Annotated in this window: 8 protein-coding genes; 1 reads left to right on the top strand and 7 read right to left on the bottom strand. The window is 68.1% G+C overall.

Going from position 1 to position 15,269, the window contains the following annotated elements; all coding sequences use genetic code 11:
* Positions 1 to 113: 113 nt before the first annotated feature.
* The 4 genes from ON22_RS09385 to ON22_RS34520 all read right to left on the bottom strand — a co-directional run bounded on the left by ON22_RS09385 (position 114) and on the right by ON22_RS34520 (position 8,106).
* On the bottom strand, positions 114 to 2,534 hold the full coding sequence (locus ON22_RS09385) for an HAD-IC family P-type ATPase (protein ID WP_033245114.1): 2,421 nt from the start codon (positions 2,532 to 2,534) through the stop codon (positions 114 to 116).
* A gap of 34 nt (positions 2,535 to 2,568) precedes the next feature.
* Positions 2,569 to 5,724, bottom strand: coding sequence for an arabinosyltransferase domain-containing protein (locus tag ON22_RS09380; RefSeq protein WP_051157359.1), 3,156 nt, complete (start codon positions 5,722 to 5,724; stop codon positions 2,569 to 2,571).
* Positions 5,725 to 5,911: 187 nt separating this feature from the next.
* Complete coding sequence (locus ON22_RS09375; protein ID WP_033245112.1) at positions 5,912 to 6,418, bottom strand: WKL family lipoprotein; 507 nt, start codon at positions 6,416 to 6,418, stop codon at positions 5,912 to 5,914.
* 95 nt (positions 6,419 to 6,513) lie between these two features.
* The gene (locus ON22_RS34520) at positions 6,514 to 8,106 is read right to left on the bottom strand and encodes a DNA polymerase IV (protein ID WP_231508666.1); all 1,593 of its coding nucleotides are present in this window, start codon (positions 8,104 to 8,106) and stop codon (positions 6,514 to 6,516) included.
* 792 nt (positions 8,107 to 8,898) lie between these two features.
* Between ON22_RS34520 and ON22_RS09365 the strand changes: the two genes are divergently transcribed.
* On the top strand, positions 8,899 to 9,774 hold the full coding sequence (locus ON22_RS09365; protein ID WP_033245111.1) for a UTP--glucose-1-phosphate uridylyltransferase: 876 nt from the start codon (positions 8,899 to 8,901) through the stop codon (positions 9,772 to 9,774).
* Between the two features lie 38 nt (positions 9,775 to 9,812).
* On the opposite strand, the gene ON22_RS37885 is transcribed toward ON22_RS09365, so the two are convergent.
* The 3 genes from ON22_RS37885 to ileS all read right to left on the bottom strand — a co-directional run bounded on the left by ON22_RS37885 (position 9,813) and on the right by ileS (position 15,034).
* Complete coding sequence (locus ON22_RS37885) at positions 9,813 to 10,328, bottom strand: C40 family peptidase (RefSeq protein ID WP_051157358.1); 516 nt, start codon at positions 10,326 to 10,328, stop codon at positions 9,813 to 9,815.
* Between the two features lie 280 nt (positions 10,329 to 10,608).
* On the bottom strand, positions 10,609 to 11,538 hold the full coding sequence (locus ON22_RS34515) for a lipase chaperone (protein ID WP_051157357.1): 930 nt from the start codon (positions 11,536 to 11,538) through the stop codon (positions 10,609 to 10,611).
* Between the two features lie 328 nt (positions 11,539 to 11,866).
* Positions 11,867 to 15,034, bottom strand: coding sequence for an isoleucine--tRNA ligase (gene ileS / locus ON22_RS09350; protein ID WP_033245110.1), 3,168 nt, complete (start codon positions 15,032 to 15,034; stop codon positions 11,867 to 11,869).
* Positions 15,035 to 15,269 lie beyond the last annotated feature (235 nt).

Genomic DNA, 15,269 nt, shown 5'->3' with positions numbered 1-15,269 from the left:
CCAGGGCGATATCGGCCGCAGCCGCGGAGATGCCGTGACAGTAACCCGGCCCGGTGACAAGTGCCGGAACGCAGCACACTCGCGCAAGCGGCGCGGTACCCACCGGCGGCGATTCAGGATTCGCCCGGCGCCGCGGGGACCAGTTTGTGCGATTCGCCGCGTAACGTCGCACTCACCCACCAGGCAACTTCCACCAGGACGATACCGACGGCGCCGCAGACGAAGGCGGCGGCGGTGAGGGCGATATTCGACGGGTCGAGTGCGAAGAACTCCCGGGTGAACGGCACCGTGAACAGCACCAGGTACGCGACCACCGAGACGACCAGCAGCACGATCTTCCACCAGTTGTACGGCCGGGCAACGATCGCCAGTACCCAGACCGCGATCATGATCAACGTGATGAGCGCGGTGGTACCCGCCTGCACCTTCTGCTCGTCGCCGGCTTCGGGTCCGGCGTAGGCGATGAGATAGGCGAGGAAGGTCATCGTGCCGATCACCACACCCGACGGGATCGCCAATCGCATCACCCGGCCGACGAAACCGGGCCGGGCGCGTTCGTTGTTCGGTGCCAGCGACAGGATGAAGGCGGGGATACCGATGGTGAACCAGGCCGCGATCGTCACATGCCGGGGCAGGAACGGGTAGCCGATCGGGTCGTATCCGAAGATCTGCGAGCCCACCCCTGCCGCGCCCACCAGGAAGGCCAGCAGGACCGAGTACACGGTTTTGGTGAGGAACAGATTGGAGACCCGTTCGATATTGCCGATCACCCGCCGGCCCTCACCCACCACATACGGCAGGGTCGCGAATTTATTGTCCAGCAAGACGATCTGGGCGACCGCCCGGGTCGCCGGACTGCCCGCGCCCATGGCGACACCGATATCGGCATCCTTCAGCGCCAGCACATCGTTGACCCCGTCACCGGTCATCGCCACGGTGTGCCCACGCGATTGCAGCGCGCCCACCATGGCGCGTTTCTGATCGGGCCGCACCCGGCCGAAGGTGCTCCGCTGCGCCAGTACCCCGGCCAGTTCGTCCCGGTCCTCGGGCAGGGTGCGGGCGTCGACGGCGTGGTCACCACCGGGCAGGTCGAGCGAGGAGGCGACGGCGCCGACCGAGACGGCGTTGTCACCGGAGATGACCTTGATGGAAACGTCCTGACTCGCGAAATAGTCCAGGGTGTCGCGGGCATCGGGCCGGACCTTCTGCTCCAGCACCACCAGTGCCACGGGAGTGATCGTCCCGGGCGCATCTGCTGCGTCCACCGGCCGGTCCCCGCGGGCGAGCAGCAGCACCCGCAGGCCGGTCGCGCCCAGTTCCTCGGCGGCACGAGCGTCGGCCGTCGCCGCGTCCAGCAGTACATCGGGAGCTCCGAGCAGCCAGTCGCCGTGCTCGCCGTAGGAGAAACCGCTCCATTTCTTCGCCGACGAGAACGGCGCCACCGCGGTGTATTTCCAGCCCGGAGTATCCGGCAGCGCCTCCGCGATCGCCTGCACGCTGGCATTCGGCCGCGGATCGTCGGCGGCCATGGCCGCCAGCGCCTGCCGGGCGGCGGCTTCCGCGCCCTCCTCGAGCATGCGGAGTTCGGCCAGGCGCATCCCGTTCTCGGTCAATGTGCCGGTCTTGTCCGCGCACACCACATCCACCCGCGCCAGCCCCTCGATCGCGGGCAACTCCTGCACCAGGCAATTACGCTGCCCCAGCCGCACCACCCCGACCGCGAACGCGATCGAGGTCATCAGCACCAGCCCCTCCGGCACCATCGGCACCAGCGCCGCCACCATCCCGGTGACCGCCGGCCGCCAGGATTCCCCACTGGATACCAGCTGGTTGTAGATACTGAGCGCGCCGGCCGGGATGAGCAGGTAGGTGATGACCTTCAGGATCGTGTTGATCCCGTTGCGCAGCTCCGAATTCACCAGGGTGAACTTGCTGGCCTCCTCGGCCAGTTTCGCGGCGTAGGCGTCCTTACCGACCTTGGTGGCCCGGTAGGCGCCCGAACCGGACACTACGTAGCTGCCCGAGAGCACCTGGGCGCCCGCCTCTTTGGCGACATCGTCGGATTCACCGGTGAGCAGTGATTCGTCGATCTCGAGCAGTTCGGCTTCGGCGACCACACCGTCGACCACGATCTGATCACCGGGACCGAGTTCGATCAGATCGTCGAGCACCACATCCTTGGGCGCGATCTGCTCGGCGCGGCCGTCGCGGCGCACAGTGGGCCGGGCCTGGCCCACGATCGCCAGCCGGTCCAGTGTCCGTTTCGCCCGGACCTCCTGGATGATGCCGACCGCGCTGTTGGCCACGATCAGCAGCCCGAACATACCGTCGATCACCGAACCGGTGGCCATGACCAGGACGAACAGCACACCCAGGATCGCGTTGATCCGGGTGAACACATTCGCCCGGACGATATCGCGGACCGAGCGGCTCGCCCGGTCCGGTACATCGTTGGTGAGCCCGTCCCGGCGCCGCCGGTCCACCTCCGCGGCGGTGAGCCCGGACGACCCGACAGCCTCCACAGTTGTCGACATGACGGTCAGCGTAACCAGCGCGGCGGCCGCCGGCTCACCAGGCGACGTTGATCGGACCCGGTGTCCAGGTGCCCGGGTGATCCTCCTGCGTGACCTGCGGACGGGCGGGTACCGTATCCGGATCCCGCGGCAGGAACTGCTGGAGCTGGCCCCAATCGCGATCCCAGTCGTGGTTCAGGTAGGTCGGCAGGGTGCGGGCGTGCAACAGCAGTTCGGTCCAGCCGAGCGGGCCACCGCCGTCGTGGTTCTGCCACAGGCTGGTGTCGTGGGCGCCGACCCGGTCCGGCAGGATGCGGTACTTCGGCACCTCGGCGATACCGATGCGGTGGTCGAACGGCCGCTGGCACGGGAACTGCAGCCCGACGGCCCAGTCGAGCAGCACCGGATCGGTGGAACCGACCACCGTGTTCAGGTCCTGGGTCTGCGGCATCCGGGGTGGGGTGAACGCCAGCCACTGCCGCGGATCGCGGTCCCGGTCGTGGGCGACGATACGTACGGTATCGGCATCGGCGTACGGCTCCAGCGGAACCCGCAGGTTACGCCAGGACGGCGCGGGACCGATATCGATCGGGTTCACCCGCCGCAGCGCAACCGGTTCGGTGGCCGAGGCGCCGGGGGCGGTGGTGGACCCGAATTCGAGTTCGAACGACTGTCCGTGGGTGACAACCCCGTCGGCGTCGCGGGACCAGATCCGGCCGGCGGCGCTCACGGCGAGGATATCGGCGCGATCGGCGACGGGCGGCAGCCGGAACCAGCCGCTGGTCAGTTCCGCCGGACCGTCGGCCTGGAAACTACCCAGTACCGGAGTTGCGGGGTCGAGACCGAACGGCAGGGCGGGACCGGCGGTTTCGGTGGCGACCCCGGTGCCGCCGCCGTCCCCCATCGAATCGGCAATGGCGGCATCGGCGCCCTGTTCGGTATCGGCACTCAGGTCCGCCGCCACACCGGCCGGCGTGAAACCGGTACTGCCGTTACCGGCCAGAGTGGTGGCCGGGTCGCCGGCCAGCGGGGCGAGCATGCCGCGGTTCGGATCGGTTTCCACCAGGACATGCGGGGCCAGCCCGCACGCGTTGCCGGTGAGCGCGCCGAAGTTCGAACTGGCCAGGGAGAACGCCGGATACTGGCTGACCGCGCCCTTGGCGAACGAGGCGACCTCGAAGAGCACCATGAACGCGGCCGCCACCGTGAGCGGCGGAATCTTCGCGAAGCGCCATCCCCACCGAGAGATCCGGTGATGTCCGGTATCGGGTGCCCGCACATGCCACCATGCGGCCAGTGCGAGCAGCAGTACAGCGCCCAGCAGGAAAACCTTGTTGAGGGCGATACCGGCGATCGAGGGCTGTTTGTCCCACCACGGAATACCGAAGGAGGAGACGTACCACCAGCCGTTGGGCCCGGAGAACACCAGCGCCATCAGGAATGCCACCCCGGCGGCGAACAACGCCCGGTTACGCGGCCCGCGCATGACCCGCGGCCCGACCGCGACCGCGGTGAGCACCGCGACCGCACCCGCCAGCCCGGCGAAAACCCCGAGGTGGTGGGTCCATTTGGTCGGCGTCGTCATCATGAGCACCATGGCGCCGATGGTGACCCCGAGGATCCGGCGCGACGGCCCCACCGCGGCGGTCGGGATACGGCCGCCCTTGTGCAGCAGGGTCAGCAGGCAGACCGCCAGCCCGGCGACCATCACGAAGATCCCGAACCGGCGGGCCAGCGAACCGTCCACCGTGCCCATGAACAGGTACTGGTAGCGGAGGTACTCGTCGAACCACAGCACATTCGGCCCGGCCAGTTTGTGTACCCGGCTCATTTCCTGCATGGCACTGAACGTCTGGTCCGCGAAGGCGACGACGAGCACCAGCACGCCCGCGGCACCGAGTGGGAGCAACTGCGCGAGCCAGCCGACCCGCCGCGCCCGAGCCGAAACGATCTTGAACAGCGGACGCAACCCCGCCAGCAGCGCAGCAAGACAGATGAGCCCGTGCGGACCCGCCGTACAGCTGAACGCCGCGATCAGAATGGCGACCGCGAACGGCAGCAGCCGCCGGGTCGCGATCCCGCGCTCCACCGAACACCAGGTCAGCAGCACGCCGAGCGCGACCAGCGGCTCCGGCCGCAGGCCGTTGTTGTACGGCAACCACACGGCGAGGAAGACCAGCGCACCCGTCCACGGCACGAACCGGTTGCGGTGCAGCGCCGCCCCGAATCGGGGCACCACTTCCCGGCTGATCACCAGCCAGGCGACGATTCCCGCCAGCAAGGTCGGCAGGCGCACCCACGGACTGGCGGTACTCACATCCGCCATCAGCCCGATGAGGTCGTAGTACGGGGTACCGATCGGGTTCTCGGGGACGCCGAAGTACCGGAAGTAGTTCGCCATATACCCCGCGACCTGCGAGGTGCGGCCCATCCCGAACTGATAGCCGTCATCGGAAGTGGTGGCGCCGATGAAATGCCAGAGCACCAGCGTGCCGAGCACCACGAAATCCACCGGCCGGAAGGTCCACCAGCGGGCGGGCAGGAAGCGGCGGGCCCGACGACCGTCGAGGTTGTCCAGGCGGTGCAGGGCCACCAGCGAGATCACGGTCGCCAGCACGGCCGCCCAGATGACGATCTGTTTCACCAGGGTCGGGGTGGAGCTGAACCGGCTGTCCACCTCCGCGGTGACGCTGGTACCGGCCGGGTCGGCGAGATCGCTGAACACACCCACCATCTGCGGCCGGTAGTCCCCGCCCAGCACCACCGGTTCGTGCCCGGTGAGCGTGGCCACGGTTTCGGTCATCCCCGCGCCCACGGTGAGCTCACATCCGGGCGCCAGTTCGGCCACCGGCACGCTGAACAGCGACTGGTTACGCAGCGTCACGTCGAGTACAGGTCCGGATTCGGGCGTGGGCGGCCGGACCTGGGCCAGGAACCCGTACCGCTGCAGATCGGGGGCGCTGTAGGGCGCGGTGGCGGAGAGCACCCCGCCGGCGGGCAACTGCTGGATCGCCGCGCAGGGCACGGTGGCTTCGAAGCTCAGCGGCGCATAGGCGACCAGCGGCGCCTCGATCGATGCGGCGGAATCGTCCTGCGGCCAGGACACCGTCGCGGCGTCCACCCGTACCGGCAGGAACGGAACCGCTACCGCGAGCAACGCGCCGATCAGTGCCGACACCAGGGCCACCGGCCGTGCCCAGCCGCCCCGCATTCGGGGTCGCGGACTTTCGGAGATCTCTGCCGGCTCGGACGCCGCCACCACCATCGTGTCAGCCACGGAGCGCAATCCTAACGGGCGCGATCACGGCGGCCACATCCACAGCGCAAAGAGGTCCGCCCGACACAGAATCGGCCGGTCCGCACGAATGCGGACCGGCCGATTCTGCATGACGCCCGGCTCAGGCCGCGCAGGCAGGCGACTGGATCTGCGCGTTGGCGAGCATGGTGCAGGTCCACTGCTGCTGGACCTTCCACACCCCGTCCTCGGCAACGAACGGCACATCCGCCACGCTGGTCTGGCCGTTCAGTGTGAGATTGGCCTTGGCCTGGATCTCGGTACCGAAATCCTGTACCTCGGTGACCTCGATCGTGGCGCCCGACTGGGCGTAGAACTGGCTCAGCTTCGACGGCAGCTCCGGATCCGCCTCGGCGCCCTGCACCATCTCCAGCTTTTCCTCGTTCGGGACGTTCGGGTCGAGCGCGCGCTGGAGCTGCATGTTCAGATCGGCCGCGGTCGGGACGGGCGGCGTCTCGGCCTCCGCCTCCGTGGTTTCGGCCGCGGCCGTGGTGCTCGTCGCCGCTGCGGTGTCCGAGTCGGAATCATCGCTACCACACGCCGTCAGGGTCAGCGCGGCCGCCGCGGCCAGGCCGGCGATCGCGATACGTCCGGTTTTGCGAAGCTTCAACTGCTCGTCCTTTGCGTTCGGGGTTCGGTGTCGTGCGCTGCGGCAGCCCCACCGGAACCGGCGACGCTGCCCGGCACCAACCTACCCGGCGGGATTCAGGACAGGCTGCCGAGCGGGTCCGCAGGGCGCAACTCGGTGTTGTCGGCAGCGAAAGTACGCGCGATCCCCGGCCCTGTCGAGCGGGACTCGAACCGCACGGTCACCCGCCCGTGGCCCGCTCCCTGCACCCAGCCGAAACCGAATTCCGGATGGCGAACATCCGATCCGGCCCGCCAGTCCACGACTCCACCAGCGGTTACTCCCGGATCCGCCGCCGCGCCGACGGTTTCGGCGGTAGCTGCGCGCGACTCCCCGTCCGCCCCGGCGGAGGCGCCGGAAGGGGGCTCGGCCACGGTAGATCTCACCGAATCCACAGAGCTCTCTTGCTCTGGTGCCACAAACTCGGATGCAGCCACCCGCTGACTCTCACCGGCCGGTCGCGGGTCGCTGTCCACCGGACCCGCAACCGCGGATGCCGCAGGGAACTCCTGCCCTGCCGGTCGACTCGTTTCGTCGTCCGGTGACCCGCTCGCGAGATCGCGCCCCGGCGCAACCGTTCCGCCGGGGCCGGCCGTATCCGCACCGGGATCCGTGGAATCCGCGCCCGACCGGTCCAATTCGGGAAACAACGATTCCTGCCGGATCGTCGACAAACCCGCGTACCCGACCCCCACCAGCCGCACCGGCCCCAGGTCCCGCGGGTCCAGCGCCGCCCGCTGGGCCGCGGAGGTGAGCGTAGCCAGATCCTCGGTCGCATAGGGCAGGGTGCTGGACCGCGTGGTGATGCTCATATCAGCACGTTTGAGTTTCAGCACCACGGTGCGCGCGGCCCGCCCGTCGCGCACCAGCCGCCGGTGCGCGGCCGCGGCCATCTCGGTGATCGCCGGGCGCAGCCCTTCCAGCGTGACGATATCGGTCTCGTAGGTGGTTTCGGCACTGATCTGTTTCGCCTCGGCACGCTCGGCGACGGGCCGATCATCGATACCGCGGGCCAGCCGGTGCAACGCGGCGCCGATACTTCCGCCCAGGATCGATACAGCCTCCACCTCGGGTAACGCCGCGAACGCCCCGACCGTTTCGATCCCCAGGGTCCGCAACCGGCTCTCCGCCACCGGCCCGATCCCCCAGAGTTTGCGCACCGGCAACCCCGCCAGCAACTCCTGCTGCTCACCGGGCGCGATCACTTTGATCCCGTCCGGTTTGGCCATCCCCGATGCGATCTTGGCGAGCTGCTTGCCCGTCCCCGCACCCACCGACGCCACCAGTCCGGTGCTGTCCCGAACCGCCGCCCGTAACTCCGCGCAGAAATCCAGCACTGCGGACACACTCGCGCCCGCCAGTTCCGCGGGTTCACCGAACGCCTCGTCGAACGACAGCGTTTCGAGTACCGGAATCCGCGCCCGCAAGGTATCGAACACTCGCCCGCTCAGCACGCCGTACAGCGCACCGCGCGGCGGCACCACCACGGCGGTCACCCCGACCAGCCGCCGCGCCTGATGCATCGGCATGGCCGACCGCGCCCCGAACACCCGCGCTTCGTAGCTGGCCCCCGCCACCACCCCGCGCGCCCCGGTCCCCCCGACGAGCACCGGCCGGCCCCGCAACGTCGGCCGGGTGAGCTGCTCACAGGAGGCGAAGAACGCATCCATATCGATGTGCAATACCCAGCGCCGCGCCGTTTCCCGCGCGAACGCGTGCCGAGGTGCTCCGGAACCCTGTTCGAAGCGGTCGCCGTTCACCACCGGACCTGGTTCCACATCACCCGCACCGCTGGTCACACCCCTGTTGGTACATACCGCGCAATCTACGCGCGAGCACCGACAGCCGGCCGGCGACCGCTGTGCGTCGCGCCGCGCCGACGCAGGATCGGATCGGCGCCGGGATCGCACCGGCCGGGCACCGGGCAACGGTTCGCCGTCGGCTCCGGACGCGACATGGCGGTCAGGCCCATTTCGCTTCGAGGGCACGGGGAGGGGCCGAAAACCGCGGGGATACCGTCGACGCCGACACCGCCGGATACCTTCCGAACCGGCGGGCCGTCGCAGGCTTTCGTCCGACTCCTTGCCGGTGGGCGCGGTCGGTCCGATATCGGCCCGCATGCCGGATACCCTGCACGCTCGATGGCACGCCGACACCGGAGCACTCGGAAATCGAGCCTGCGCCGTGCACCGCAGTTCCTTGCTCACGACCGACCGGGCCTGGGGCCGGGAGCTACCGAGCCCACCCGTACCGGGCACGGGCATAGTGGTGCTTCGCCGAATTCGGGCCGTGGAGGGCCATCGCGGGCCGTACCACTCTGTCCGCTCTGCCGTGCCGGCAAGTCTGCCCCGGCATCACCGCCGGCCGCGTTCGGCAAGGTCACGCGGGCGGTTCCCCAGCGGAAACGCGCAACCTTGGGGCCGCAACCCACGCGCGCCACGGGAGAGCCATAAACTCGGCCCATGATGATCCGCAAGGCTGTCATTCCCGCTGCCGGTATCGGCTCCCGGCTGCTGCCGCTGACGAAGGCGATCCCCAAGGAGATGCTGCCGGTCGGCGACAAGCCGGTGATCGAGCATACGGTGCGCGAGTTGGTGGCTTCCGGTATCACCGATATCACCATCGTGGTCAGTGGTGGAAAATCGCTGATCCAGGATCATTTCCGGCCCAATCCGGCGCTGGTCGCCCAGCTGCGTGCCGACGGTAAGACCGCCTACGCCGACGCGGTGGAAGAGGTCGGCGAACTGTCGCGGCTCGGGCATATCACCTACCTGGATCAGCACGGCCCGTACGGTAACGGCACCCCGGTGCTGAATGCGGCCCGCGCTGCCGGCGACGAGCCGATGCTGGTGCTGTGGCCCGACGATGTGTTCGTGGCCGAGGTCCCGCGCGCGCAGCAGCTCATTCGCGCCTACGAGGCCACGGGATGCCCGGTACTGGCGTTGATGCCGATGAACCCGAACGAATCCCAGCGCTACGGCGTCCCGGTGGTGCGTGAGGACCTGGACGACGGATTGTTGCGGATCTCCGGCCTGGTGGAGAAGCCGAAACCGGCCGACGCGCCGTCGGCCTATGCGGCAATCGGCGGCTATGTCGTCACGCCCGGCATCATCGACGAACTGCGTACGCAGACCGAGAACTGGTACACCCATCGCACCGGTGAGGTGTACCTGACCGATTCGATCAACGCCTACGCCGCCGACCACGCCGTGTACGGGCAGGTCATCCAGGGTCGCTGGTACGACACCGGCAACCCGGGCGACTACCTCGTCGCGCAGTTCGCCTCAGCGCTGGCCCATCCCGATTACGGCCCGCTGCTACGGCGCCAGGTGGAGTGAGCGGGTCCGGCCCGTGACCGCCGGACCACTCGGACGGCTCAGAAGCGCCGGATGCTGTGCACGTAGAAGTGTTCGAGTGGCGTGAGCCCGACCGGGACACCGGCACCGTAGGCATTGAGCACCTGGCCGGATCCGGCGTAGATACCGACATGGGAGGCATCGCGGTTGATGATCACCACGTCACCGGGGGCCAGCGCATAGGGCGGCACCGACGCGCCGACCTCCGCCTGCTCCCAGGTGGTGCGCGGTAGTGCCACCCCGACCTGGCGGAATGCCCACTGCACCAGTGCCGAACAGTCCCAGGTGTCCGGTCCCTCGGAGCCCCATTCGTACATCTTCCCGGTCTGCGTACCGGCGGCGGCGAGGGCGCCGAGGCCGGCGAGGGTCGATACCGGGAGCCCGGCCGATCCGCTGGCGCTGAGTGAACTGGAGCCGGAGGCCGATCCGCTCGCGCTGCCGGAGGGTTGTGCCCAACCCGGTGCGGCCGCGCCCGCGGTGACGGCCGTGGTGAGAAGTAAGCCGGCGATACCTCGCCGCAGTGCGATCCCGATCACGTGCCCACCCTTCTGCCGGTCGATGCACGAGACACCGTGGGGCGCCCCGGTTTACTCGCGGCATCCGCCGAGTAGCCGGCCACCGCGGACCACTGGAGCTATGCCGGAGCGAATTCACTCCGACACAACTCCACTCAGGTAGAACCGAGCGAAATGATCACCGTTCCCGCTGCTCCCGAGGGAACGGTCGCAGCGGTATCGCGATGATTGTGCCCGGCAGAAGGGCGTTCACCAAGCACCCTGGCAAACTTCTAGCATGTGATCTAAATCACAAAAATGTTTATTGCGTTTGCGTCAGGATGTCGTTCAGGGTCTTGAGCACCGCGTCCTTGGTGGCCGACGGCGACTCCACGAAGACCCCCACCTGCCAGACCGGTTCACCGCCGGGCTCGGCGGCGACATACCGGCTCAGATCGATCGTGTACTCGCCCTTGTCGTTGGTGGGCGTCTCCACATACGAGGTGTTCGGATCGAACTGCTCCGCCGCGCCTTCCTTGTCGAACCAGGCCGCGTCGAACTCGGCCCGGGTGGCCGCATCACAGGTGGACGGGCATTTACGCAATATCAGGTTCACTCGCTGACCGGCCGAGGAGTCCTGTTCGTCGACGCATCCCCATGCCTGCGCATCCGGGATGGTATCGATCGAACCCTTCATACAGCCCCAGGATCCCGGCGTCCGGAACGCGAACGGCCAATCCTTGAAGGCCATGGTGTAGGTGTCCTCACCGTCCTCGAAGGTCGGTCCGAACAGCACGACCGGCGACAGCCCCTCCTTCAGGACCGGTGCCCCCTCCACCGGCGGGGCCGCGCTCGTTGTGGTCGCGGAGGCCGTAGTCGTTGTCGCACCGGTCGTTTCCGTGGTGGTGCTCGCCGCCGCGGCAGTGTTCTCCTCCGATCCCCCCGACCGTAGGATCACCAGCCCGGCCACACCGGCCAGCACCAGAACCACCACCACGGCCAGCACCGCGATCAGGGTGGCATTGTTGTCCCGCGGCGGGCCTCCCTGCCCACCGGAGCCGAGCGGCGGCACTTCCCATGCGCCCGACTGCGGAACAGGTTGCGGGACCTGCCCCGCGGTCTGTCCCCATTGCACCCCCGGCTGACCGCCCTGGGATTGATAACCCTGTTGCCACTGCCCCGACGGGGCATCCTTCTTCTGTTGACCCTCGGGCGCATGTTGCCACCACTCGTCGGGATTGTCCGAAGCCATAGGTGCCTACCCTAGTGGGACACGCCGTCTCGGTCATGGCCATAACCTCTCGGGCACCTACCCCTCCGGATGACGTTCGCGCACAGGGCCGGAACACTGCCGACATCCGTACGACGAGGCCCGGCAACAGCCGATGCGGTGGTCGCCGAGGATCCGGCGACCACCGCAAGGTGCGTAGGACTTCGCGGCGACGGTGTTCGCGAAACACCGGCTCCATGCGTAAAGGCCGGTCACCGGCTCGCTTGGACCGGAGAAGCCAGGTGGATCGGTGGTATGCCCTCGCACACCACCGATCAATGGGGTAGGCCCGAACCCGGCGAGGGCCTCCCTACCGGCCGACCTTCGCGATCCGCGCCCGTGACCCGCCCGTCAGCTCGGCGCCCTCCGAGCCGACCGCGCCGAATTCCAGCTCCACAGCGAGGACCTCACCGGCGATGAGTTCCCGGTGGGTCCGCGCCCACTCCTGCCGGTCCGCCGGTACCTCGAGTGTCGCGGTGATCCGGTCGGAAACCTCCAGTCCCAGCGATTTCCGGGTCTCCTGCAGGTCCCGGATGATATCGCGGGCCCAGCCCTCGGCCTCGAGTTCCTCGGTGACCACCGAATCGAGCACCACCAGACCGGCGTTACCGGGCAGCGCCGCGGTGGATTCCGGTTCGGCGGCCACGAGCCGCTGCGTGTATTCCTCGGGCAGCAACTCGATTCCGGCCGCGGTGACCACACCGTCGGCGCTTTCCGTCCACTCGCCGGCCTTCACCGCCTTGATCACCTGCTGGACCTCGCGACCCAGCCGCGGCCCTGCCGCGCGGGCGTTGACGGCCAGTTCGAACCGGCCGTGCGCGGCGACGTCGGTGGTCAGATCGACCTTCTTGACGTTCACCTCGTCGGCGATGATATCGGCGTAGGGCGCCAGCCTTTCGGCGTCGGAGGCGGCGATTGTCACCTCCGCCAGCGGCAAGCGGACCCGCAACTGCTGTGCCTTGCGCAGGCTCAGCACGGTCGAGCACACCGTGCGCGCCTCGTCCATCGCCGCGACCAGTTCCGGGTCGGCGGGCAGCGTATCGGCAGCGGGCCAATCGGCCAGATGCACCGACCGTTCCCCGGTGAGACCGCGCCAGATCACCTCGGTCACCAGCGGCAGCAGCGGTGCCGCCAGCCGGGTCGCGACCTCCAGCACGGTGTGCAGGGTATCGACCGCGTCCCGGTCCTCGGCCCAGAAGCGCGAACGCGACCGGCGCACATACCAGTTGGTGAGTGCGTCGGCGAAGGTCCGCAGTTCCTCACAGGCTCCGGCGATATCGAACTCCGTCAGCGCCGCGGTCATCACGTCCCGGGTCTGCGCCAGCTTCGCCAGGATGTAGCGGTCCAGCACATTCGCCGAATCCGTGCGCCAGGTGCCGGTTTCGGGGGCGTACAGCTGCAGGAAGGTCCACGCGTTCCACAGCGGTCGCAGGGCATGGCTCGCCCCCTCCCGGATACCGCGTTCGGTGACGATGAGGTTCCCGCCGCGCAGGACCGGCGAGCTCATCAGGAACCAGCGCATGGCGTCGGAGCCGTCGCGCTCGAACACCTCGTTGACGTCCGGGTAGTTACCCTTGGACTTACTCATCTTCAGGCCGTCGTCGCCCAGCACGATGCCGTGCGCGACCACGTTCTCGAACGCGGGGCTGTCGAACAGCGCGGTCGCCAGCACATGCAGGGTGTAGAACCAGCCGCGGGTCTGCCCGTTGTACTCGACGATGAAATCGCCCGGGAAGTGGGAGTCGAACCAGTCCTTGTTCTCGAACGGGTAGTGCACCTGAGCGAAGGGCATGGATCCCGATTCGAACCAGCAGTCCAGTACTTCCGGTACCCGGCGCATGGTCGAGCGCCCCGTCGGATCGTCGGGGTTGGGCCGGGTCAGCTCGTCGATCATCGGCCGGTGCAGATCCGTGGGCCGCACCCCGAAATCGCGTTCCAGTTCGTCGAGCGAACCGTAGACATCGATCCGGGGATAGGTGGGATCGTCGGAGGTCCACACCGGGATCGGACTGCCCCAGTAGCGGTTACGGCTGATGTTCCAGTCCCGGGCGCCTTCGAGCCATTTGCCGAACTGGCCGTCCCGGATATGTTCGGGCACCCAGTTGACCCGCTTGTTCAACTCCACCATCCGGTCGCGGAACTCGGTCACCCCGACGAACCAGGACGGCACCGCCATATAGATCAGCGGCTGCCCCGACCGCCAGCTGTGCGGATAGGAGTGCTCGATGGTCTCGTGCCGCAACAGTTTCCCGGCGGCCTTGAGGTCCTTGATGATCACCGGGTTGGCATCGAAGACCATCAGCCCCTCGTACGGGGGCACCATCGAGGTGAACTTGCCGCCCGGATCGAGCGGCTGCACCAGTTCGATCCCGTTGGCGCTGCACACGTCCATATCCTCTTCACCGAACGCGGGCGCGAGATGCACCAGGCCGGTACCGGAGTCGGTGGCGACATAGTCGGCCGACAGCACCCGGTGTGCCCGGGGATGGCCGGCGAAGAAATCGAACGGCGGCCGGTACTCGAGGCCCACCAGCGCGGCGCCGTCGTACTCGCCGAGTACCGCCGGTTCCTCCCCGAGTTCGCGGGCGTAGTGGCCGAGCCGTTCGGCGGCCAGCAGGTATCGCTTACCGTCGACACCACGGACCTGCACGTAGCGCACATCCGGGTGCACCGCGATCGCCAGGTTCGAGGGCAGGGTCCAGGGGGTGGTGGTCCAGACCAGCGCCGCCGCGCCGTCGAGTCCGGCCAGCGGATGCTCGGCCGGTACCTGGAGCACCATATCCACGGTGACCGCCGGATCCTGGCGCATCTTGTACGCGTCGTCGAGCCGGGTCTCCTGGTTCGACAGCGGCGTCTGCTCGTACCAGCTGTAGGGCAGTACCCGGAAACCCTGGTAGATGAGGCCCTTCTCGTACAGCGATTTGAATGCCCACATCACCGACTCCATGAAGTCGAGATCGAGGGTCTTGTAATCGTTGTCGAAGTCCACCCAGCGCGCCTGGCGGGTCACATAGTCGCGCCATTCCCCGGTATAGCGGAGTACCGAATTCTTGCACGCCGCATTGAATTCCGCGAGACCCATCGAGTCGATCTGTGATTTGTCCGTGATACCGAGCTGCTTCTCCGCTTCTATTTCCGCGGGCAGTCCGTGGCAGTCCCAGCCGAATCGCCGATCGACCCGTTTCCCGAGCATGGTCTGAAAACGTGGGATGACATCTTTGACGTATCCGGTGAGCAAATGACCGTAGTGCGGCAGACCGTTGGCAAACGGCGGGCCGTCGTAGAACACGAACTCACCGGCGCCGGCCGGTCCCGCCGCATCCGGCGCGGGGGCGCGGTTGTCGATGCTGGCGCGGAAGGTTCCGTCGGCGGCCCATGCGTCCAGGACGGCCCGTTCCATCTCGGGGAAGGTCACGCCCGATCCGCCGCCGAGATCGACGCGCGGGTATGCGCTGCTGCTGGAATTCTCGTCCGCCATCGCGGATTCACATCTCCTCGTGCCCGGCGCCGCAGCGCTCTCGTATCCGGCACGGGGACGACGACCGGCGCAATCGGTGCTCCGGTACCGCGGTACCACCCCGCTTGTCCACCCTGCCCGGCAGGGCGGGCGGACCACTCGTTTCCAGCTGTGACGGGCTGACCCCGTTCGGTTCTACTGAGCGTGTAGTGCAGCGCACGAGAGCCGCTGCACGGCGCCGTTCTTCCGAAAGCTC

Origin of the sequence: Nocardia carnea NBRC 14403 (assembly GCF_000308515.1) — a bacterium.
GTDB lineage: Bacteria > Actinomycetota > Actinomycetes > Mycobacteriales > Mycobacteriaceae > Nocardia > Nocardia carnea.
This window is presented reverse-complemented; position numbering and strand designations above follow the sequence as displayed.